This window comes from Tenacibaculum sp. Ill (assembly GCF_051938915.1).
Taxonomy (GTDB): domain Bacteria; phylum Bacteroidota; class Bacteroidia; order Flavobacteriales; family Flavobacteriaceae; genus Polaribacter; species Polaribacter larymnensis.
In genome coordinates this window covers 277,319-299,879 of record NZ_JBPSCW010000002.1, presented here as the reverse complement: position 1 = coordinate 299,879, position 22,561 = coordinate 277,319, and the positions used below count along the sequence as shown (strand labels likewise).

At 33.0% G+C, this 22,561-nt stretch carries 18 protein-coding genes; 8 read left to right on the top strand and 10 right to left on the bottom strand.

Annotated features, from left to right (window positions below; all coding sequences use genetic code 11):
• Nucleotides 1–37 precede the first annotated feature (37 nt).
• Nucleotides 38–2,197 carry a prolyl oligopeptidase family serine peptidase gene (locus ACTPNM_RS01450; protein WP_440120299.1) on the bottom strand — a complete coding sequence of 720 codons (2,160 nt, stop codon included), beginning with the start codon at nt 2,195–2,197 and terminating at the stop codon, nt 38–40.
• Between the two features lie 141 nt (nt 2,198–2,338).
• Between ACTPNM_RS01450 and trxA the strand changes: the two genes are divergently transcribed.
• The 4 genes from trxA (at nt 2,339) to ACTPNM_RS01430 (ending at nt 7,955) form a co-directional block, all read left to right on the top strand.
• Nucleotides 2,339–2,698 carry a thioredoxin gene (gene trxA / locus ACTPNM_RS01445; RefSeq protein WP_274638809.1) on the top strand — a complete coding sequence of 120 codons (360 nt, stop codon included), beginning with the start codon at nt 2,339–2,341 and terminating at the stop codon, nt 2,696–2,698.
• A gap of 305 nt (nt 2,699–3,003) precedes the next feature.
• Nucleotides 3,004–3,975, top strand: coding sequence for a ribonucleotide-diphosphate reductase subunit beta (locus tag ACTPNM_RS01440; protein ID WP_274638808.1), 972 nt, complete (start codon nt 3,004–3,006; stop codon nt 3,973–3,975).
• Between the two features lie 171 nt (nt 3,976–4,146).
• Nucleotides 4,147–6,534: a ribonucleoside-diphosphate reductase subunit alpha gene (locus ACTPNM_RS01435; RefSeq protein ID WP_274638807.1), complete on the top strand. Its 2,388-nt coding sequence runs from the start codon at nt 4,147–4,149 to the stop codon at nt 6,532–6,534.
• 83 nt (nt 6,535–6,617) lie between these two features.
• Nucleotides 6,618–7,955, top strand: coding sequence for a deoxyguanosinetriphosphate triphosphohydrolase (locus ACTPNM_RS01430; RefSeq protein WP_440122811.1), 1,338 nt, complete (start codon nt 6,618–6,620; stop codon nt 7,953–7,955).
• A 62-nt stretch (nt 7,956–8,017) separates the two neighbouring features.
• Here the strand turns inward: ACTPNM_RS01430 and ACTPNM_RS01425 are convergent, their stop codons facing one another.
• Nucleotides 8,018–8,716: a hypothetical protein gene (locus ACTPNM_RS01425; RefSeq protein WP_440120298.1), complete on the bottom strand. Its 699-nt coding sequence runs from the start codon at nt 8,714–8,716 to the stop codon at nt 8,018–8,020.
• A gap of 85 nt (nt 8,717–8,801) precedes the next feature.
• A complete protein-coding gene (locus tag ACTPNM_RS01420; RefSeq protein WP_440120297.1) occupies nt 8,802–9,374 on the bottom strand; it encodes a DUF3109 family protein in 573 nt (190 codons plus the stop codon).
• 109 nt (nt 9,375–9,483) lie between these two features.
• On the opposite strand from ACTPNM_RS01420, the gene ACTPNM_RS01415 reads away from it, so the two are divergent.
• From ACTPNM_RS01415 to ACTPNM_RS01405, 3 genes are read left to right on the top strand one after another with little or no spacing between them, the layout of a single operon-like run.
• The gene (locus ACTPNM_RS01415) at nt 9,484–10,065 is read left to right on the top strand and encodes a MarC family protein (RefSeq protein WP_274638803.1); all 582 of its coding nucleotides are present in this window, start codon (nt 9,484–9,486) and stop codon (nt 10,063–10,065) included.
• Between the two features lies 1 nt (nt 10,066).
• On the top strand, nt 10,067–10,681 hold the full coding sequence (locus ACTPNM_RS01410; RefSeq protein ID WP_440120296.1) for an FAD-dependent oxidoreductase: 615 nt from the start codon (nt 10,067–10,069) through the stop codon (nt 10,679–10,681).
• 16 nt (nt 10,682–10,697) lie between these two features.
• Nucleotides 10,698–12,110: an endonuclease gene (locus ACTPNM_RS01405; RefSeq protein WP_440120295.1), complete on the top strand. Its 1,413-nt coding sequence runs from the start codon at nt 10,698–10,700 to the stop codon at nt 12,108–12,110.
• A gap of 222 nt (nt 12,111–12,332) precedes the next feature.
• On the opposite strand, the gene ACTPNM_RS01400 is transcribed toward ACTPNM_RS01405, so the two are convergent.
• The 7 genes from ACTPNM_RS01400 to ACTPNM_RS01370 all read right to left on the bottom strand — a co-directional run bounded on the left by ACTPNM_RS01400 (nt 12,333) and on the right by ACTPNM_RS01370 (nt 18,684).
• On the bottom strand, nt 12,333–13,079 hold the full coding sequence (locus ACTPNM_RS01400; protein ID WP_274638800.1) for a succinate dehydrogenase/fumarate reductase iron-sulfur subunit: 747 nt from the start codon (nt 13,077–13,079) through the stop codon (nt 12,333–12,335).
• A gap of 9 nt (nt 13,080–13,088) precedes the next feature.
• The gene (locus ACTPNM_RS01395; RefSeq protein WP_274638799.1) at nt 13,089–15,104 is read right to left on the bottom strand and encodes a fumarate reductase/succinate dehydrogenase flavoprotein subunit; all 2,016 of its coding nucleotides are present in this window, start codon (nt 15,102–15,104) and stop codon (nt 13,089–13,091) included.
• 12 nt (nt 15,105–15,116) lie between these two features.
• A complete protein-coding gene (locus ACTPNM_RS01390) occupies nt 15,117–15,794 on the bottom strand; it encodes a succinate dehydrogenase cytochrome b subunit (protein ID WP_274638798.1) in 678 nt (225 codons plus the stop codon).
• A gap of 182 nt (nt 15,795–15,976) precedes the next feature.
• Nucleotides 15,977–16,561, bottom strand: coding sequence for an alpha-ketoglutarate-dependent dioxygenase AlkB (locus ACTPNM_RS01385; protein ID WP_440120294.1), 585 nt, complete (start codon nt 16,559–16,561; stop codon nt 15,977–15,979).
• Nucleotides 16,562–16,570: 9 nt separating this feature from the next.
• A complete protein-coding gene (locus tag ACTPNM_RS01380) occupies nt 16,571–17,257 on the bottom strand; it encodes an alpha/beta fold hydrolase (RefSeq protein ID WP_440120293.1) in 687 nt (228 codons plus the stop codon).
• Nucleotides 17,258–17,878 (bottom strand): DUF6973 domain-containing protein, encoded by a 621-nt coding sequence (locus ACTPNM_RS01375; RefSeq protein ID WP_440120292.1) that lies wholly within the window; start codon nt 17,876–17,878, stop codon nt 17,258–17,260.
• Between the two features lie 5 nt (nt 17,879–17,883).
• On the bottom strand, nt 17,884–18,684 hold the full coding sequence (locus ACTPNM_RS01370; RefSeq protein ID WP_440120291.1) for an XRE family transcriptional regulator: 801 nt from the start codon (nt 18,682–18,684) through the stop codon (nt 17,884–17,886).
• Between the two features lie 313 nt (nt 18,685–18,997).
• Here ACTPNM_RS01370 and ACTPNM_RS01365 point away from each other — a divergent pair, with 313 nt between their 5' ends.
• Nucleotides 18,998–22,549, top strand: coding sequence for a hypothetical protein (locus ACTPNM_RS01365; RefSeq protein WP_440120290.1), 3,552 nt, complete (start codon nt 18,998–19,000; stop codon nt 22,547–22,549).
• The last annotated feature ends 12 nt before the right edge of the window (nt 22,550–22,561 follow it).

Genomic DNA, 22,561 nt, shown 5'->3' with positions numbered 1-22,561 from the left:
CTAATAAGAGTCTGTTTTTATAAAAATGTTACAGTTTTTAACTTTTTATTTTAGATTTTGGAGCATTTGGTAATGTTTCAAATCCCATGTTAAATAAAGTAAAACCAAAAATATCAGCATACTGCTCAATAGTTTTTGCTACAGGAGTTCCTGCCCCGTGACCAGCATTTGTTTCAATTCTAATCAAAACAGGATTGTTCCCTTGTTGTTTTTCCTGTAATTCAGCAGCAAACTTAAAACTATGAGCTGGTACAACACGATCGTCATGATCTCCTGTTGTTACCATAGTTGCAGGGTACTGAGTACCTTCTTTTACATTATGTACAGGTGAATATCCTTTTAAGTATTCAAACATTTCTTTACTCTGCTCAGAAGTCCCATAGTCATATGCCCAACCTGCTCCTGCTGTAAAGGTGTGGTAACGTAACATGTCTAATACTCCAACTGCAGGTAAAGCTACCTTCATTAAATCAGGACGTTGAGTCATAGTGGCACCTACCAATAAACCTCCGTTAGATCCTCCTCTAATAGCTAAGTAATCAGATGAAGTATAGTTTTCTTTGATTAAGTATTCAGCAGCAGCAATAAAATCATCAAATACATTTTGCTTTTTTAATTGCGTACCTGCATCGTGCCATTTTTTACCATACTCTCCACCACCACGTAAGTTAGGTACAGCGTATACACCACCTTGTTCCATCCAAACAGCGTTAGCAATACTAAAACTAGGAGTTAAGCTTACATTGAATCCACCATAACCATATAAAATAGTAGGGTTTTTACCATTTAACTCTAATCCTTTTTTATAGGTAATAATCATAGGAACTTTTGTTCCGTCTTTTGAAGTATAAAATACTTGCTTACTTTCATAGTCATCTGCATTGAATGAAATAGCAGGTTTCCAGTATAATTCGTAAGTTCCATCTTCTGGATTGAACTTGTATGAAGAACTTGGAGTATTGTAGTTGGTAAAAGAGAAATATAATTCTTTTGCATCAGTTTTTCCTCCAAAACCACCTGCAGAACCTACACCTGGTAATTTTACTTCACGGATTAATTTCCCATCAAAATCATATTGTAATACTTTAGAAACTGCATCTACCATATACTTTGCAAAGAAATATCCAGATCCTGTTGATGGAGATAATACATTTTCAGTTTCAGGAATAAAATCTACCCAGTTTTCTGGCGTTGGGTTTGCAGCATCTACAGTAACAATTTTCTTGTTAGGTGCATTTAAGTTGGTTACTAAGTATAACTTACTTCCTTTACTATCAATAACACCAGTGTCGCTATCAAAATTGTTAATGATTGGTGTTAATTTGCTATTAGGATCTGTTAAATCCTTAATAAATAACTTGTTTCCTGAAGTTGAGGTTGAAGCAGATACAAATAAGTATTTGTTATCCTCTGTTAAGTATCCACCAACATAACGGTGTTTTTCTTCTGGAGTAGCTCCAAAAATAACTTCATCAGAATTTTGAGGAGTTCCTAATTTGTGGAAATATAATTTATGTTGATCTGTTTTTGCAGATAACTCACTTCCTTTAGGTTTGTCGTAACTAGAATAGTAAAAACCTTCGTTTCCTCTCCAAGCAATTCCAGAGAATTTTACATCAACTAAAGTATCTTCTTTAATCTCCTTAGTTTCTGCATCCATTATAATAACCTTTCTCCAATCACTTCCTCCTTCTGAAATTGAGTAGGCTACAGTTTTTCCGTCTTTGGTAAAACTTACTGAGCCTAATGATGTAGTTCCATCTTCAGCAAACGTATTAGGATCTAAGAAAACCTCTTCTTTACCATCTTTATCCTTTCTATATAAAACATATTGATTTTGTAATCCGTTGTTTTTATAAAAATAGGTATAGTCACCTTCTTTAAATGGAGTTCCTACTTTTTCGTAGTTCCATAATTCAGATAAACGATTTTTTAATTGTTCACGATATGGAATTTTGTCTAAGTAATCGAAAGTAACTTCGTTTTCAGCTTTTACCCAAGCTTCAGTTTCAGTACTTCTATCGTCTTCTAACCAACGATAGTTATCGGTTACTTTAGTTCCAAAATATTCATCTACAACAGGTTTTTTAGTTGTTTCTGGATAACTCACACTAATATTGTTTTTAGGTTGCTTTTCTTCTTTACAAGAAACTAAAATAGTTCCTGCACAAATAATGGGAAGAAGGATTTTTTTCATGATTAAAAAATTGGTTAATTAGACCAAAGTTAGAAGAAAAACATTCACAGCAATTTATTTTAAGATGACTTTAACAAAAACACCCTTGTAAATCTATTGAAATAAAAACGACTACCTTTACATAATTATAATATAATAAGCATGACTGAAAATTTAAACAAAGAAGCTTTTTTTAAAAAGGTTTTTAACTATGAAGAAAATAAAGAATGGAAATTTGAAGGAGATTTACCTGTAATAATTGATTTTTATGCTGATTGGTGTGGACCATGTAAAGCACTTGCTCCAGTTTTGGAAGAACTAAGTACAGAGTATGATGGAAAAATTAATATTTATAAAATAGATACAGAAGCAGAACAAGAATTAGCAGCTGCTTTTGGAATAAGAAGTATCCCTTCTATGTTATTTTGTCCTGCTAACGATGATCCTCAAATGGCTCATGGAGCATTGCCAAAAAAACAAATTGAACAGATAATTGAAGACGTTTTAAAGGTTACGAAATAACCAAAAAAAACAAGAAAATTAAGGTTTAAAAAGTGACACATTTTGTGTCACTTTTTTTATGTTGAAACACAAAATAAGAAACTCAGTGAGTATCACTTATCAAGCGTTTTTTTTAATTTTAAAACATTGATTTATAAGTTTTTGTAAAAACTCAAAAATGTTGTAAATTGAAGAAAAAAAAGTAATTTGTTAAAAACTTCAAGGGATTTGTGAATAAGTATAGCTTTCAGAATTTAGCAAATTTTCCAATCTTTGTTTCTATACTCAGGGAATAAAAATAACACACTAAAAAGAGCTTAAAAAGCATGGCATCGATTGAACCAATTTTACAAGAAAATAAAGACAGATTTGTAATTTTTCCAATTCAACATAATGACTTATGGGAATGGTATAAAAAGCAACAAGCTTGTTTTTGGACTGCTGAAGAAATTGATTTACATTCAGACTTAACAGACTGGAATTCTAAACTAACAGACGATGAGCGTTACTTTATTAAGCATGTTTTAGCATTTTTTGCTGCATCTGATGGAATTGTAAATGAAAATTTAGCAGAAAACTTTGTAAACGAAGTTCAATATTCGGAAGCAAAATTCTTTTATGGTTTCCAAATCATGATGGAGAATATTCACTCTGAAACGTATTCATTATTAATTGATACGTATATTAAGGATGAAGAAGAGAAAGATAGATTATTCAAAGCAATTGAAGTTTTTCCAGCAATTAAAAAGAAGGCAGATTGGGCTTTAAAATGGATCGAATCTGATTCATTTGCTGAGCGTTTAATCGCTTTTGCCGCTGTTGAAGGAATTTTCTTCTCAGGATCTTTTTGCTCAATTTTCTGGTTAAAGAAACGTGGGTTATTACCTGGATTAACATTCTCAAATGAGTTAATTTCTCGTGATGAGGGTATGCACTGTGATTTTGCTGTACACTTACACAACAATCACTTAGTAAATAAAGTGCCAAAAGAAAGAATAAGAAATATTATTATCTCAGCTTTAGATATTGAAAGAGAGTTTATTACCGAGTCTCTACCTGTTAGTTTAATAGGTATGAATGCAACGTTAATGACGCAATATTTAGAGTATGTTACCGATAGACTACTTTTAGAATTCGGATGTGAAAAAGAGTATGAGTCTACCAATCCATTTGACTTCATGGAAATGATTTCTTTGGAAGGGAAAACTAACTTCTTTGAAAAAAGAGTATCAGAGTACCAAAAAGCTGGAGTAAAATCAGGTGGTACAGGAAGCATCAGCTTTGATGCAGATTTTTAGGAACCAATAAGCTGCTATTTCCCCTACATGCAGTATTACTCAGCTAGAGCACTTTTTTCAGTGCTTTAGCGTTATAATCGTTTCAAAAGAAACAAACAAGTATTAACATTTTACATGTTGTCATAAACAACTATGTTTTGGCGACGCTATTAACCAAAAAACAATATCAATATGTATGTAGTAAAAAGAGACGGCAGAAAAGAGCCTGTGATGTTCGATAAAATCACAGCAAGGGTTAGAAAAATGTGTTATGGATTAAACAATATTGTTGATCCAGTAAAAGTAGCAATGCGTGTTATTGAAGGGCTGTATGATGGGGTAACTACTTCTGAATTAGATAATTTAGCAGCTGAAATTGCTGCGACAATGACAACTGCGCATCCTGATTATGCGAAATTAGCAGCTAGAATTGCCGTATCTAACTTACATAAAAACACCAAGAAATCGTTTTCGGAAACAATGACGGATTTATACGAATACATCAATCCACGTACAGGAAATAAAGCTCCTTTACTAGCAGATGATGTGTATAAAATTATCATGGATAATGCTGACAAATTAGATTCAACAATTATCTATAGCCGTGATTTTAACTACGATTATTTTGGTTTTAAAACATTAGAGCGTTCTTACTTATTAAAATTAAACGGAAACATTGTTGAGCGTCCGCAACAAATGTTAATGCGTGTTGCTATAGGTATACATAAAGAAGATATTGACGAGGCAATTGCTACATACGAATTAATGAGTAAAAAATATTTTACCCATGCAACGCCAACGTTATTTAATTCAGGTACGCCAAAACCACAAATGTCGTCTTGTTTCTTACTACAAATGCAAGATGATAGTATTGATGGAATTTATGATACTTTAAAACAAACAGCTAAAATTTCACAATCAGCTGGAGGTATCGGTTTATCTATTCACAATATCCGTGCTACTGGAAGTTATATTGCAGGTACTAACGGAACATCAAATGGAATTGTACCTATGTTACGAGTATTTAACGATACAGCTCGTTATGTAGATCAAGGAGGAGGAAAGCGTAAAGGTTCATTTGCAATGTATTTAGAACCATGGCACGCTGATATTTATGATTTCTTAGATTTGAAGAAAAACCATGGTAAAGAAGAAATGCGTGCACGTGATTTGTTCTACGCTATGTGGATTTCAGATTTATTCATGAAGCGCGTACAAGAAGATGCTGACTGGACGTTAATGTGTCCGCATGAGTGTCCACATTTATACGATACCTATGGTGAAGAGTTTGAGCGTTTATATACAAGTTATGAAGCTGCCGGAAAAGGAAGAAAAACTATTAAAGCGCGTGATTTATGGGAGAAAATCTTAGAATCACAAATAGAAACAGGTACTCCGTACATGTTATATAAAGATGCAGCTAACCGTAAATCAAATCAAAAGAATTTAGGAACAATCCGTTCTTCAAACTTATGTACTGAGATTATGGAATATACTGCTGAAGATGAAGTAGCGGTATGTAACTTAGCATCAATAGCAATACCAATGTTTGTTGCTGAAGATGAAAATGGTAATAAGTTTTTTGATCATCAAAAGCTATTTAAAGTAACTAAAAAGGTAATCCGTAATTTAGATACGGTAATCGATCGTAATTATTATCCAGTAAAAGAAGCAGAAAACTCAAACTTCCGTCACCGTCCAGTAGGATTAGGAATTCAAGGGTTAGCAGATGCTTTTATCATGTTACGTTTACCATTTACTTCTGAAGAAGCAAAGAAATTAAATCAAGAAATTTTTGAAACCTTATATTTTGCTTCTGTAACCTCATCAATGGAAGTTGCTAAAACTAAAGGAGCTTATTCAACTTACAAAGGATCTCCAATGTCACAAGGAGAGTTCCAACACAATATGTGGGGAATTAAAGATGAAGAATTAAGTGGTCGTTGGGATTGGGCGAAGTTACGTAAAGATGTAAAAAAACATGGAGTTCGTAACTCATTGTTAGTAGCACCAATGCCTACAGCATCTACTTCTCAAATCTTAGGAAACAACGAAGCTTTTGAACCATATACTTCTAATATTTATACACGTAGAGTATTATCAGGAGAGTTTATTGTTGTAAACAAACATTTACTAGAAGATTTAGTAGAGCTAGGCTTATGGGATAACAATATGAAGGAAGATATCATGCGTGCAAACGGATCAATTCAACATATTGAAGCAATTCCACAAAACTTAAAAGATTTATACAAAACTGTTTGGGAAATGAGTATGAAAGATATTATTGATATGGCACGTCATAGAGGATATTTTATCGATCAATCTCAATCGTTAAACTTATTTATGCAAGATCCTGATTTTGCGAAGTTAACTTCAATGCATTTCTATGCATGGAAATCTGGATTAAAGACAGGAATGTATTATTTACGTACAAAATCTGCTGTAAATGCGAAGCAGTTTACGTTGAATGTTGAAAAGAAAGAAGAAGACAAACCAATGAGTCCTGAAGAATTTAAGGCTATGGTTGAAGCTTCTAAAAATGCAGAAGGCCCAGACGACTGTTTAATGTGTGGATCTTAATTAGAATTAAATTAAAAGTGATAAAGAGAAGTCGAAAGGCTTCTCTTTTTTAGTATTTTCGAAAAAATTTTTTACTCATAATGATGAACTGGGAACAACTCCTTTCTTTAAAACGTTTTGGTGATATCCAAAAACGTGAACGTGCAAAACAAGATGAAACTCGTTTAGGTTTTGAGGTAGATTTTGATAGAATTATATTTTCATCGGCTTTTCGCAGCCTGCAAGATAAAACACAGGTAATTCCATTATCAAAAACTGATTTTGTCCATACACGCTTAACACATAGTTTAGAAGTGTCAGTTGTTGGACGTACGTTAGGACGTAGAGTGGGTAAGGAGCTGTTAGAACGTCATCCACACTTAAAAGAATTAGGATATACTTTTAATGATTTCGGTGCCATTGTGGCTGCTGCATCTGTAATGCATGATATAGGAAATCCGCCGTTCGGACATTCAGGAGAAAAAGCCATTGGAGAATACTTTAAAACAGGAAAAGGGCTTCATTATAAAGATCAATTAACTGATTCGGAATATCAAGATTTAATAGATTTTGAAGGAAACGCCAACGGATTTAAAATTCTTACAGAAAATAGAGATGGAATTCAAGGAGGGTTACGTTTGTCGTATGCAACTCTAGGAGCTTTTTTAAAGTACCCTAAAGAGAGTTTACCAAAGAAACCGACCAATCATATAGTAGATAAGAAATACGGCTTTTTTCAGTCAGAAAAAGATGCTTTTTTAGATGTAGTTGAAGATTTAGGTTTATTAAAAAAAGAATCTGAAAGAATTTCTTATTACCGACATCCATTAGCGTATTTAGTAGAAGCGGCAGATGATATTTGTTATACAATTATCGATTTTGAAGATGGAATCAATTTAGGTTTAATTGAAGAAGATTATGCCTTAGAATACATGATTAAGTTGGTGAAAGATACGATTGATAGCAAAAAATACCATTCATTACAACACACTAAAGATCGGGTAAGTTATTTACGAGCTTTAGCCATAGGAGTATTAATTAATGAAGCAGTGACGATCTTTCTAGATAATGAAGAAACTATTTTAAATGGAACATTTGACAAAGGATTGTTAGATAAGTGTAAATATGAAGCACAGATTAATGATATTATTAAAATAAGTGTTGATAAAATTTACAGAAGCAAAGAGGTTGTTGAAAAAGAAGTTGCAGGATATAAAATTATTGCAGATCTTCTAGATGTTTTTGTAACGGCTTTGAATAATAAGTTTGATAGTAGACAATCTAATTATGATAAGTTAGTATTGAATTTAATTCCACAAGAGTATCAACAAGAAAAAGAAAGCCTATACGATAGAATTATGCAAATTTCTAGCTATGTGGCTGGTTTATCTGATGGGTATGCTATTCGTTTACACAGAAAAATAATGGGGAATATTAGTTAATTAAAACCATATAAAATAAAAAAACGACGCTATTTAGCGTCGTTTTTAGCAATATACCTTTTTTACCAAGTAAAAGTTTCGTTTGTTTCATGATTGGTATATGAACCCGTTCCGTTAGCATTCCAAATATATTTAGCTGTTAAAGAATCGCTTTCATAAACTTTAATAGTTCCTTCTTTAGTAGAAGTGTTAGTTTCTAAATATATTTTTTGATTTTCAGAAATCATTTCTGCTTTTATACTATCACCATTTACCCAAAACTTAAAAGTAGCAACAACAGAGTTTTCATTATACATCGAAAATTCAGCACAACTACCGTCTTTAAGTTGGTATCCACTTATTAGTTTTCCAGTAAAATCAGAACTTTCTACGTAGTAAGAAAAAGTATAACGGTCACTGGTTTCTGTAATAGTGTATTTAACTGTAATTCCGTCAGAAGACCAAGTATAGGTTTTACTACCACTAACATAAGTTCCTTTACCACTTCTTTCAGGTCTTGAGGATGAAGCATTAGAGGGTACTGTTAAAAAAGCAGAAAAACTTTGCCCTAAGTTTTTTACAGCATTAAACTGATATGAAGCTTCTTGTGCGTAAGTGTTTTCAGAGCTTTCTAAAGCAGAAGGTAAATCCATTTGGTTTACTTTCTCTTGAAACTCTTCAGTAACGGTCGCTAGTTCTTTTTCTTGAATTTCATCATCACTACTACATGACGTAAAACTAACAATCAAAGCAAGTAGTAAAAAGGTTGTGATTTTTTTCATAGTATTAAAATTTAAAGATTAACTTTTAAAATAAGTCATAAATTTAATACATTAATTAGAACAGCAATAAGAGAGTTAAATAAAATTATCTGTTTAGCTGTTTCTCAGCTACTTTTTCAAGTTCGTCGTACCAGTTTTGTCCAAATTTTCTTATTAAAGCTTGTTTTACAAATTTGTATACAGGAACACTCAACTCTTTTCCTAAAGAGCAAGCATCATCACAAATTTCCCATTTGTGGTAGTTTACAGCAGCAAACTCACTATAATCTTTTACACGAACAGGGTATAAATGACAAGAAACAGGTTTTTTCCAATCTACAATACCTTGGTTATATGCTTCTTCAATGGCACATAAGGCAGTGCCCTTATCATCAAAAATAACATAGGCACAATCAGCATCATTAATTAAGGGAGTTTCTAGTTCACCAAAATCACTAGTAACCCATGTACCTTGTTTTTCAATTGCTTCAATTCCTTCTTTTCGTAAAAACGGTTTTATCTTAGGGTAAATTTCCTCTAAAATTGTTGTTTCCTCTTTTTCAAGGGGTGCACCTGCATCACCATCTATACAACAAGCTCCTTTGCATGCAGATAAGTTACAGACAAACTCCTTTTCTATAAGGTCTTCTGAAACTATTGTTTTTCCTAATTGAAACATAATTTGTGTTTAAAATTGGAAGTTTGTATTAACTTCCCGTAAATTTAAATGCAAAAATACTAGATTGTAACATTACTTATATAATTTTGCACGCGAAAATATAGCAACTATGGACTTTAACTTCAAAGAAATCTTTACAGCCTTTATGGTACTGTTTGCGGTAATTGATATTGTTGGAAACATTCCTATCATTATTGATTTACGTAAAAAAGTAGGACACATTCAATCAGAAAAAGCTTCTGTAATAGCAGGATTTATTATGATTCTGTTTTTATTCTTAGGACAGCGACTATTAAATTTAATAGGTATAGATGTACACTCATTTGCAGTAGCAGGTGCATTTATTTTATTTTTTCTAGCATTAGAAATGATACTAGGAATCACTCTTTATAAAGAAGATGATGAGGAAGCATTAAGTGCAACAGTTTTTCCGTTAGCTTTTCCATTAATAGCAGGCCCTGGTAGTTTAACAACATTACTTTCGTTACGAGCAGAATTTAATCTTGAAAATATAATTGTAGCTGTTTTATTAAATGTAATCGTAATATACATTGTATTGAAAACTTCTACAAAAATTGAAAAAGTAATTGGACCAAACGGAATTAAAATTATTAGAAAAATATTTGGTGTAATTTTATTAGCTATAGCAGTTAAATTATTTGCAGCTAATTTTAAAATGTTGATAGCGTAATATGATTTTTGATGTACTTATTGTAGGAGGTGGAGTATCAGGTATGCAATGTGCCTTAGTTTTAGGTTCTGCACTTAATAAAGAATATGCTAAAGACAAAAAAGTAGGTATTATAATGCATCAGCGTTCTTCTCATCTACAAGATGCACTTTTTAACAATGTTCTTGGTTTGGTTCCTGGAACTTTAGGAAAAGATATTTTAAAGGAAGGTAGAGGTCAGTTGGAGAAGTTATACCCTGAGGTATCTCAAATTGAGAATGAAAAAGTAATAGCTGTTTTTGAAGAGGAAAATAGGTACAAAGTTGTTACAAATAAAAAAGAATATTACAGTAAAAATGTAGTTATTGCGCTCAATTATTCTAAACCTTTTGATATAGCAGGATTAGAGCAATATGTAGAACGTCATATTCGTGCAAATGCTATGAAGGACAGAATACAACTACGTAATTTTAATCATTTAATTAAAGAAGGGCTATATGTCTGTGGAACTTTAGCAGGTTGGAGAAGTCAGTTTGCAATAGCAGCCGGTAGTGGAGCAAGTGTAGCAACAGATATTTTGACTATATGGAATGATAATGTACCTACCAAAGTCCATGATAAACATAAAAAAGACTAATTATTTAATGAGAATTATGAAGAAAGAGATAGGAATAATAACAATGTTAGCATTGTTTATTAACTGTGGGGGAAGTGATAGCGAAGTTTTACCACCAAAAGAAGACAAGGTTGTCGCTTTAAATGATTCTTATGAAGTAACCGAAGATACAGCTTATGAATTAAACTTCTTATCAAATGATACGTATACGCAAGGAAGTATAGAAGTGTCGTTCCCAATAGCTTCTAATGAAAATGGTATTATAGTTCAAACCAACAATGAAGTGACATATACGCCAGCTAAAAGCTTTGTTGGGGCAGATTCTTTTACTTATACTATTTGTAGTACTAAAGAAGAGGATAAATGTGCAACAGCAACAGTAAGTATAACTGTTGTAGATCAAGGAAATCCAGAAGCAAAAGATGATGCTTATACTACACAAAAAAATACAGAAATTACGATTAGTAATTTCTTAGAAAATGACAGTCTAATTGATGATGCGCAATTAGATGCTATTAATAATTCTAGCACAAATGGATCGGTTACCTTGAATAGTAATGGAACAATAACATATATACCACAAGCTGACTTTGTAGGTAATGACATGTTTACGTATACAATTTGTGATGATGATGCTACAAAAAGTTGTTCTACAACCACCATAACTATTAAGGTAGAAGAGCCTTCTAATAATACTGGGAGTTTTAATATACCTTCTGAATTAGCTGAATATTATAAAAATACCGATTTCAATTTGACGGGTAATGACCTAAAAGAGGAATTAGCTACAACGACAATAAGCACACATACTACCAACTTATCATATACTCCTGGTGTATGGGATGTATTAAAACAATCAGATTTAGACACTACAGATAATAGCAAAGTAGTTTTAATTTACGGGTATGATGATAATGACGGAAATTATGTAACAGATAGAACCCGTAGTAAAGATGCAAATGGAGGTACACAAGGAACTGATTGGAATAGAGAACATGTGTATCCTAAGGCTTTAGGAAACCCGAATTTAGGTACATCTGGTCCTGGTGCAGATGCACACCATTTAAGACCTTCTGATGTTAAATTTAATAATGATAGATCGAGTAAAAAATTTGCTGCTGGCTCAGGAAATGCAGGTGATGTATCAGGAAATTGGTACCCAGGTGATGAATGGAAAGGTGATGTAGCGCGTATGATGATGTATATGTACTTACGTTATGGTAGTCAATGTTTACCAAAAAATGTAGCTGTAGGATCTGTTGTAGCGTCAGATAGTAATATGGTTGATTTGTTATTAGAGTGGAATGCTCAAGATCCTGTTTCAGATTTAGAAATACAACGAAACAATATTGTTGCTAATGAACAAGGAAATAGAAATCCATTTATTGATAACCCTTACCTAGCTACAGTAATTTGGAGTGGTAATGAAGCTGAAAATACTTGGAAATAAAGTATAAGTAAAATTAAAAATGCAAAAGCCTGAGTATATACTCAGGCTTTTTTGATTTAGTAATAGATAGTCCCCCACAGATTATCATATTGTAATCATTGGTAACAAATGTAGCTTCTTTCTATTCTTTTAAATTAAAAAAAGGCATGAGTGTTTAAATATTAAGTATAAAAAAAACCGAAGCACTAGCTTCGGTTTTTTCTATATAAGTAAGGTTGTATTTTATCCTTTAAAACTCGCTTTTAAGAACTCTGAATTCATACGAGCAATGTTTTCTAAAGAAATTCCTTTAGGACATTCAATTTCACAAGCTCCAGTATTTGTACAGTTACCAAAACCTTCTAAATCCATTTGAGCAACCATGTTTTTAACACGCTCAGTGGCCTCTACTTGACCTTGAGGTAGTAAAGCATACTGAGATACTTTAGCTCCCACAAATAGCATTGCAGAAGAGTTTTTACAAGTAGCTACACAAGCACCACAACCAATACAAGTTGCAGCATCCATAGCTTTATCAGCATTTTCTTTAGGAACTAAGATAGCATTTGCATCTGTGGTGTTTCCTGATGTGTTTACAGAGATATAACCACCTGCTTGTTGAATTCTTTCAAAAGAACCTCTATCAACTACTAAATCTTTAATTACTGGGAAAGCAGCAGCTCTAAATGGCTCAATTGTAATCGTGTCGCCATCGTTAAACATACGCATGTGTAACTGACAAGTAGTTACACCACGGTCTGGTCCGTGTGCTTCACCGTTAATGTACATCGAACACATACCGCAAATTCCTTCACGACAGTCGTGGTCGAATGCTACAGGCTCTTCACCAGTGTTTACTAATTGTTCGTTTAATACGTCCATCATTTCTAAGAAAGACATATGCTCAGAAATATCGGTCACCTTATATTCGACCATTTTTCCTTTATCACTTGCGTTTTTTTGACGCCAAATTTTAAGTGTTAAATTCATAATTCTCTCTTATTTGTATGAACGTTGTTTTAATTCAATATCGTTAAACTCTAATTCTTCTTTGTGTAAAACAGCATCAGCTGGTTCTCCTTTATATTCCCAAGCAGAAACGTAAGCAAAATTAGCATCATCACGTTTTGCTTCTCCTTTTTGAGGTCCATCTAATTCAACAGATTCTTCTCTAAAATGACCTCCACAAGATTCTGTTCTGTTTAAGGCGTCTTTAGCGAATAATTCTCCAAGCTCTAAGAAATCAGCAACTCTTCCTGCTTTTTCTAATTCTGGGTTCATTTCATTCGCATCTCCTGGAACAGTTACGTTCTTCCAGAAGTCTTCACGTAATGCTTTAATTTCAGCCATAGCTTCTTTTAAACCTTGTTCGTTACGTGCCATTCCACATTTTTCCCACATGATTTTTCCTAATTTCTTGTGGTAATAATCTACAGAATGCTCTCCTTTATTGTTAATGAAGAAATCGATACGATCTTTAACCGCTTTCTCAGCTTCTTCAAATTCTTTAGTCTCAGTTGAAATTTTACCTGTACGGATATCGTTAGATAAGTAATTACCAATTGTATAAGGTAATACGAAATATCCGTCAGCTAAACCTTGCATTAATGCAGAAGCTCCTAAACGGTTAGCACCGTGATCAGAGAAGTTTGCTTCACCAATAGCATAACAACCATCAATGGTAGTCATTAAGTTATAATCTACCCAAATTCCACCCATTGTATAGTGAGTTGCAGGATAAATCATCATTGGTGTTTTATATGGATTGTCATCAACAATCTTCTCATACATTTGGAATAAGTTTCCGTATTTAGCCTCTACTACTTTTTCACCTTCCTCAATAATTTTTTCTTGAGTAGGGTTTTTAATTCCGTGTAATTTACATTGCTCTTTACCGTAACGTTCAATAGCCGATTTAAAATCTAAGTAAACAGCCTCTCCTGTAGCATTTACACCGTAACCAGCATCACAACGCTCTTTTGCAGCACGAGAAGCTACATCACGAGGTACTAAGTTACCAAAAGCAGGATATCTTCTTTCTAAGTAGTAATCTCTATCCTCTTCAGCAATTTGAGTTGGTTTTAATTTTCCTTCTCTAATTGCTAATACATCTTCCATTTTCTTTGGAACCCAAATACGTCCATCGTTACGTAACGATTCAGACATCAGGGTTAATTTAGACTGATAGTCTCCTGAACGAGGAATACAAGTTGGGTGAATTTGCGTGTAACAAGGGTTTGCAAAGAAGGCACCTTTTTTATGAACTTTCCAAGCTGCTGTTGCGTTAGAACCCATTGCGTTGGTTGATAAGAAATACACATTTCCGTATCCACCAGAAGCAATTACTACTGCGTGTGCAGAGTGACGCTCAATTTCACCAGTAACTAAGTTACGAGCAATAATACCACGAGCTTTTCCATCAACAATTACCAAATCTAACATTTCATGACGATTGAACATTTCAATCTTACCACGAGCAATTTGACGGTTCATTGCTGAATAAGCTCCTAATAATAACTGCTGACCAGTTTGACCTTTCGCATAAAAAGTACGAGATACTAATACCCCACCAAACGAACGGTTATCTAATTGTCCACCATAATCACGAGCAAAAGGAACTCCTTGCGCCACACATTGATCGATGATGTTTGCAGAAACCTCAGCTAAACGATAAACGTTTGCTTCACGAGAGCGGTAATCACCTCCTTTTACTGTATCATAAAATAAGCGGTAAAAAGAATCACCATCTCCTTGATAGTTCTTCGCTGCGTTAATACCTCCTTGTGCTGCAATAGAGTGTGCACGACGAGGCGAATCTTGGTAAGCAAAAGCTTTAACGTTATATCCTAATTCTGCTAAAGTTGCAGAAGCAGAACCACCCGCTAAACCAGTACCCACTACAATAACGTCAATTAAACGCTTGTTAGCAGGGTTTACCAAGTCAATTTTATCTTTATAAGTTGTCCATTTATCTTTTAATGGACCTTTTGGAATTTTTGAATCTAAAGTTGCCATACTTGTTGCGTATTAGTGATTGAAATGATGAAATAATGCAATAATTACGAATCCTAACGGAATTAAGATTGCGTAAAGCTTACCAAAAGTTTTCAATCCTTTAGTATATTTATTATTTGCTCCCACAGATTGGAAAGCAGAATTAAATCCGTGTAATAAGTGTAATGCTAAGAATACAAAAGCAATTACATAAGCACCAACTCTAATAGGGCTTAAGAACTTGTGTTGTAATTCATGGAAGTACCTAAACTCACCATCGTGTAATCCACTCCAATCACCTTGAATAAATTTGGTGTTGATTTCAGGAAACCAAAAATCGATAAAGTGTAATACAATAAATGCTAAAATAGCAGCTCCACTGTAAATCATGTTTCTACTCATCCAAGTAGAATTTGCAGCTCCGTTATTTTTAGCATAGCTAACTTTACGTGCACTTTTGTTTTTAATTTCTAAGATGAATCCCATTACAAAGTGAAACACTACACCAATAATTAAAACTGGTTGCATTACATATTGAATTAACGGATTCGTCCCCATAAAGTGCGACAATTTGTTAAATGTTGCTCCGTTATCTGGAAAAATCGAAGTAATGTTAATTGCAAAATGTTGTAATAAGAAAAACATCAGGAAGAATGCCGAAAGTGCCATGGCAAACTTTCTTCCGATAGAAGATTTTAGTAATCCGCTCATTATTTTGTTTGTTGATTAAATAATAGCACAAATTTAAGAGGATGACAGTACTTGAACAAACTTTACGAATTGTTTTCTTAAATATTTAGAATGGGTTTAAATAGCGTCCTGAAAAACTATTTTCCCTAATATTTACAGGGGAAAGAATGAGAGTGAGCTAATGTTTTTTGGTGTAAACACCTTTAAAAACCATATTTTCTAAACGTTAAATTAACTCTAGGTTTTAAATATTTAGGGTTTTCGGGTAAGCTATGTTCGTAGTATTCTTGACAACCTTCTTCCATAACTAACAAACTTCCGTGCTTTAAAAGTATTTTGTTTTCAACCATCGTTTTGTTTTCTCGGATATAAAATAAACGTTCTTCACCTAAACTAATTGAAGGAATAATATCAGTGTTTCCAAAAGCCATTTTATCTGTATGATAATCAATACCAGAGTTTCCATCAGGATAATAAATACAAACACAAGTTTTAAACTCCTGTTCAGTATGTTCTTCAATCTGTTTTTTTATAGATAGCATATATTTTGGCCATACCATAACGTTTCCCCAAGTTGATTTTGGAAAAATATTTTTCTCTACCAAATCAGAGTCAACAAACATTAATTTACCAAAGTTGTATTTAACTACATCACCAGAAGGAAGTTTCATTTCCATCATATTTGTGAGTTCAGAGAGGCTTGTTAATTGCTTAAATAACTCTGTAGCATCTTTTTCAGTTAAAAAATTAGGGCTGTAACTGATAACATTGTTGATGTTAGTTGACATTTTATATTGTTAGTTGATGGTTAAGTTTAGTATTGATGCCAATTCTTCAGGTTTTTCAAGAGGAACCATATGACCACAATTCTTAATCATTACGTATGTTCCTTTTTGAGATTTGCTGACAAACTCTTTAAGTTTTTTGGGATTTACAAGTGCATCATTTTCGGCAGCAATAAAAAATATAGGAGTGTTTAAGGTTAAAACTTTTTGTGAAATATCTAACCGAGTTGAAGTTGCTCTTAATTGACGAAGTAGCACATCTTTTCCTAAATCGGCATCCATTTTTTTAATAACAGAAATAATTTCGGAATTACGGTGATTATCTGGGTGTAAAAACTGTTGAATTCTTGCTTGAGATATTCCTTTGTAGGTGTGCTTTTCTAAAAAGTCAATAGTGCTTTTTCTTAGTTGAATTTCTGAATCACTTAACCCATCAGTGTTGGCAGCAACTACAACTAACTTTTTTACTTTTTCAGGAAAATGGATGCTAAAATTCATTGCTGAAAATCCACCTAAAGAAAACCCGACAATAACTGCGGGTTCGGTAATAACTGAAAGAATAATTTTATTGATTTCTTCAAAAGAACTAGCAGGAGTAATATCAATATGGATTGGCAGTATATTTTTTAGTTTAGGAAAAACATGTTGCCATAAATCTACTGTACACATGGTACCTGAAATTACATATACTTTTTGCATTTACCTTTTGTAATTTGAATTAATTAAGCATTTGTTGTTTTCCCATTTTCCGACTAGTGATTTTTTAGGAATCATCTCATTATTACAAGTCAGAAAATTACCGTTTTTATCTTTTTTAATAATTTTTAATTTTCCTTGATGAATAGCGTTGATTACTCTGTAAATCAATCCATTTTTAGGAAGGTTACCTCCTTTTTTGGAAAGTGTTAAACCAACTTCGTTGTTAAATAAATCCATTTCTGAAGAAACTTTATCAGGAATAACACCGTCCTCTAATTTTCGTTCTTTGTATGTTTTGTAGTTGTCTTTTTCATGGGCTTTACCAAGTGAACGAGCTGCATTTTCACCAATTTGTTGTTTTAATAAAGCCATCCAAAAAGCATGACGAAATGCATCTACTTGTCCGCCTGCATGATCACCATCCAGTAGGGGAGAAACTCTTAGAGAGTCACTTACTCTTGATGCTTCACGTGAAACAATAAAAGCTTTTTTTGCTTTAAATGGATGGAGTAGTACCCATGTTTTTTGGGCTCCTTGTAGTTTTTTAAATTGTTGCCAGTTGGATTGGGCAGAGGTGTAAAAAGGGAGTAAAAGAACTAAAAAAAGCAGTTTTTTAAGCATAAAAATTAATTTTTACTGCTAATTTGCTCTTCTAATTCAACAATTTTACTTTCTAAATCGTGTAATCTATCATAAACATCAACAGGTTCAGGCATTTGTTTGGATGCGAACATAGTTACATACCAAACTTCCATAATTTCCTCAGCATTTATGGTATAAGTAGGATAGTTACCATCTTTATTGTCACTTTTTAAAATAAGTTTACCTCTTTCTTCTATTCTATTAATGACACGTTTTAAAACAATACCATCATTCTTACTTACAATTACACATACACGACCATCTTTAATATCATGTAAATTCTCAACATACTTTCCAAAAACTAAATCTCCATCAAAAAAAGTACGCACCATAGAGTTTCCCTGTACTTCAAAACAACGAAAGGTACCATTATTAAGATGAGGCATATTAAAAGAAGGAAGTTGTTCTATGTAACTTGAATCACCATAACCATTTAAATAACCAGCTCTTGCTTGTATAGGAACATAAACCACGTTTTCATTACCCGAAGAATTCACAGAAACAACCTGAGGAACTCCAGAATATGTTTGAATATTTGTAGGTTCAGTTTTTAGCATTATATCACTTTTTCCAAATAAATAATCAGGATTAATGTTAAATTCATTAATAATAGAAGTAAGAACATCGTAACCAGGTTTTGTTTTTTTTCTACTGCCGTCAGGTTGAGGTCTCCCATTAATAATGCTATCTATAGTGGTTCCAGTAACACCTATTTTTTTTGAAAAAGAAAAGTTGTTTAAGTTGAAAGCATCTCTAATTGCTGCTATTTTTTCGGAAATTCCCATAACATTTCATGTTTTTACATATTGCAAAAATAATTAAACTTTTGTTTGTTTAAGTGTGTAATATGTTTTATATTTGCATCGTTAATTAATTGCTAATATACAAAAAAATTGTAATAATCAAACATTTGTGTGGTTTTAGCGATTGTGTTTTTAAGATTTCAACTTGATTTTCTTCACTTTTTTGAAATCTATACTCGTTTATTCAAACATTTTTTTGAATAAAACCAAAAATCAAGAAAAAAGAACTGTTAGAAAAGCAACTAAACAGGGCTCTTTTTTGAGCTTGATTAAGAATTAATTAAATTTTATAAAAATGAGTAAAAAACCAATCAAATCAAACCTATTTAGGTTTGTAACATTACGTAGTCCACAATTAATTGAAGACAAAGAAATCGGATTTGTTTCCTTTCCAGAAGAAAAAAAAGCAGAAAGTTTAGCTTTTCAAGCAATACAAGGAGCTACTACAGATGAAGAAAGAAAAACAGCCTTAAAAGGAGCTTATAGTACGAATTTTACACCAATAGCTAGTAGGGTAGAGATTAAAAATTTACACGAAGCGTTATATCAGTTTTCTGGATGGTTAGTGCGCAATAAGACAGTATTATCGTATGCTGGTATTGATGCTAATTTATATGCAGCACAAGAACTTACTGTTGATGAAGAGTTAGTTTTATGGGAAAACTTATTTCATCAAACCATTAATAAGGAATCGGCTATTGTTCGAGAAGGACTGATTCAAATGTTGGTAGCGAATAAGTTTTTAAAAGCATTTAATGTATTTACTAACAGCTTTTCAAAAGAAACAGAGGGGGAAATTGTTTTTACAGAAGAAAATGAAAAAGAATTTGTACGTAGAGCGAATGCAAGTGTTATTGTGCCTAAAGAAGTGGTTATTTCAGATCAACAATTTGAAGGAGGAGCTACAAACATAAGTCCTAGTTCATCAGAGTATTTGACATCTAGTTTACAGGTTGAGATGGCTAAAACACGTTTACAACAATATGAACTAGGTTTAAAGGAAATTGAAAAAGCTGAGTATGTTTATAATAAAAGTGAGCAGGTACGATATAAAGAAGCTTTACAAGCTCATGAATTAGCTGTAGAAGATATAAAAAATGCAGCTCAACCAACAATTCAAACAATTGTAGACGCTAAATCAGGATTTGAAAAAAGATTAGAAATATATCCAGATTTAGAATTGCCTAAGTTTGAATTTGAAAAAGCAGAAGAGATTAGTAGAGCTGCGGACGGTACAACAACAACTACTTTTCAGTATTCAGAAGAGACTAAAGATTTATTAAATTCAGAAGGGCTTAAATTATATGATAATTTTTATGAAGCTAAAACGGTTCTTAGACAAAAAATAAAAGAAGAGAATCAGAAAATTTTAGAAAATACTCCAGAAAAAGTAAGAGCTGTTTCTATTCAAGGAGGGACTCTAAATTATAACCTTAGTAAAAGTACACCATTGTACTCTTATTCGGGAGATGTTTTTGGTCAAATAGGGAAGGGATCAAAAATTATTATGTTTTTAAAGGTTGAAGATTCTACTAATGTAAGAGTAACAGAAGCAAACTATACTTTAGATGATGCTGATGCTCAGGTGCCATATACTGGTACTTCATTTAAGAGTAGTCCTGCTAGTTTTGATAATACATTGTTACGAATTGAATTATTTCCAGAAAATTTACAACAGTTAATTTCAGGACCTGTATTTGGTTTGAACGGTAGTTTTGTTTTAAGTAACGGAGTGTCATTAGAGTTTAAAAACATTATGTTTCAGGTTAAGTTTGATGATGGGTACTATGAAATTGCTAACAAGTTCGTTGGTCAATGTATAGTTAGTGGTAATGTCCCTGAGGGGTCAAGTGCTGACGGAAAAGGTGTTCTTTATGGAATATCTCAATTAGGAGTGGCAGATTTTAGGCGAGTAGAACAAGAAGTGTGTTGCTATGTGCCCGGAGAAGTGTCGCATATAGAAAATATCATGGCACGCGAATATAAAGAGCGTTCTACTAGAGACTTAAGAGTTTCAGAAACAACTACGGAAACAACAACAGAAAAAGAAGTAGAAAACTTGACGGACACTACTTCAACAGAACGTAATGAAATGCAAAACGAAGCGTCGTCTATTGTAAATAGTGATAATGCTACTAGTTTTGGAGCAAATGCAAGTGTGTCTGCTGAATTTGCTAAAACTAGATTTTCTGCAGGAGCTAATTATAATAACTCTTCATCAACTTCTGCTTCTGATTCTAATTTACAAGCGCAAACGTATGCTCAGGAGGTAACAGAAAGAGCTTTAGAACGTGTGGTTCAGAAAATTAGTACCAAACGTACGTCTCGTATATTACGAGAATATGAAGAGAATAATACTCATGGATTTGACAATCGTAAGGGAGATAAGCATGTAACAGGAGTATATCGTTGGGTAGATAAGATTTATAAGAATAAGTTGATAAATTATGGTAAACGCTTAATGTATGAATTTGCGTTACCAGAACCTGCGAAGTTTTATATTGAGTCGTATTTAAAAAATGGAGAAGGAAGTAGAAAAACATCAACAGGATTTGATATTTCGGGAAAACCTGTTCATCCAAGTGGTTTAAGAATGTATGCTATTAATAACTCAAAAGAATTAAACCAAAACAATTACCAGTATCTAGCTTCGATTTATAATGCAGAGGTTGAAACCGCACCAGTTAATGAGATTTATGTTAGTGAATCTTTTAAATTAGATTCGACTAAAACTATTAACGCTTATGAGTCATCTTCAATAGAAGGGGATGTAAAATTACCTGAGGGTTATGAGTCGGTTGAAGTTAGTGTAAGTTATTCAGGTGTGGAGGATGATAAAGCTGAAAATGCAAAAGGGTTCTTTATTAATGTAGGGAGCATTAAAATAACAGATAGAGAAAATCAACCGAAGTTGCATAAAGAGGTTACTAGAACAATGTCAGGACATACAGGTAATGTTGCTGTTTCTGCTACACAAGTTGATTTTTTTACTGGTAGTTTAAATGTAGTTATAAAGTGTAGGGTAGATAGAAAAGGTATTGAAAAATGGCAAAATGAAACTTATAAAGCTATTATAGATGCTTATAATGAGCGTTTAAAAGAATATGAAGATTTAAAAAAATCTCAAGAGACGGAAAAAGAGCCTAATGAAAAGAAAAAAGAACTAAGTTCTCAAATAAACCGTAGTATTGAAAAACGTGAACTAAAACGTATTGCTATCGACTTAATGACAAAACCTTTTGATATTGTTACCGCTCAAGATAATTATAAAGAAGAAGGTAAAGAAGTGGAAGCCAAACATGTTGTAAGAACGTCTAAATTTCAAAAGCACGCTGAAACAGTTAAGTTTTTTGAACAAGCATTTGATTGGGAAATTATGGCGTATACATTCTATCCTTATTTCTATGGAGCAGAAGGTAGTTGGGATGCTAATTTTGAGTATAACGAAGGTAGCGACCCTATTTTCCAAGCTTTTTTACAAAGTGGTATGGCAAGATCTGTAGTACCTGTACGTCCAGGTTTTGAAGAAGCTGTAAACTGGTATATGAAAACTGGTGAAATTTGGAATGGTCAAGGAATGGTTACCGATATGGACGACGATTTATATGTTTCTGTTGCCGAAGAAATGCAAACCATTGAAGGTGAAGTAGAAGGTACTTGGGAAACTCGTGTACCAACAACCTTAACCGTGTTACAAGCAGATTCTGTTGTGTTAAACGAAGGAGGTTTGCCGTGTAATCCAGACTGTGAAGGTCAAGGCTTATTTGATGTAAGTACCTATAAGATAGGAGATGGACCAGATGGTGTAGATTACGATATTGTAGGCGATACCAACAATGTAGCATAAGTGCAGTAAAAA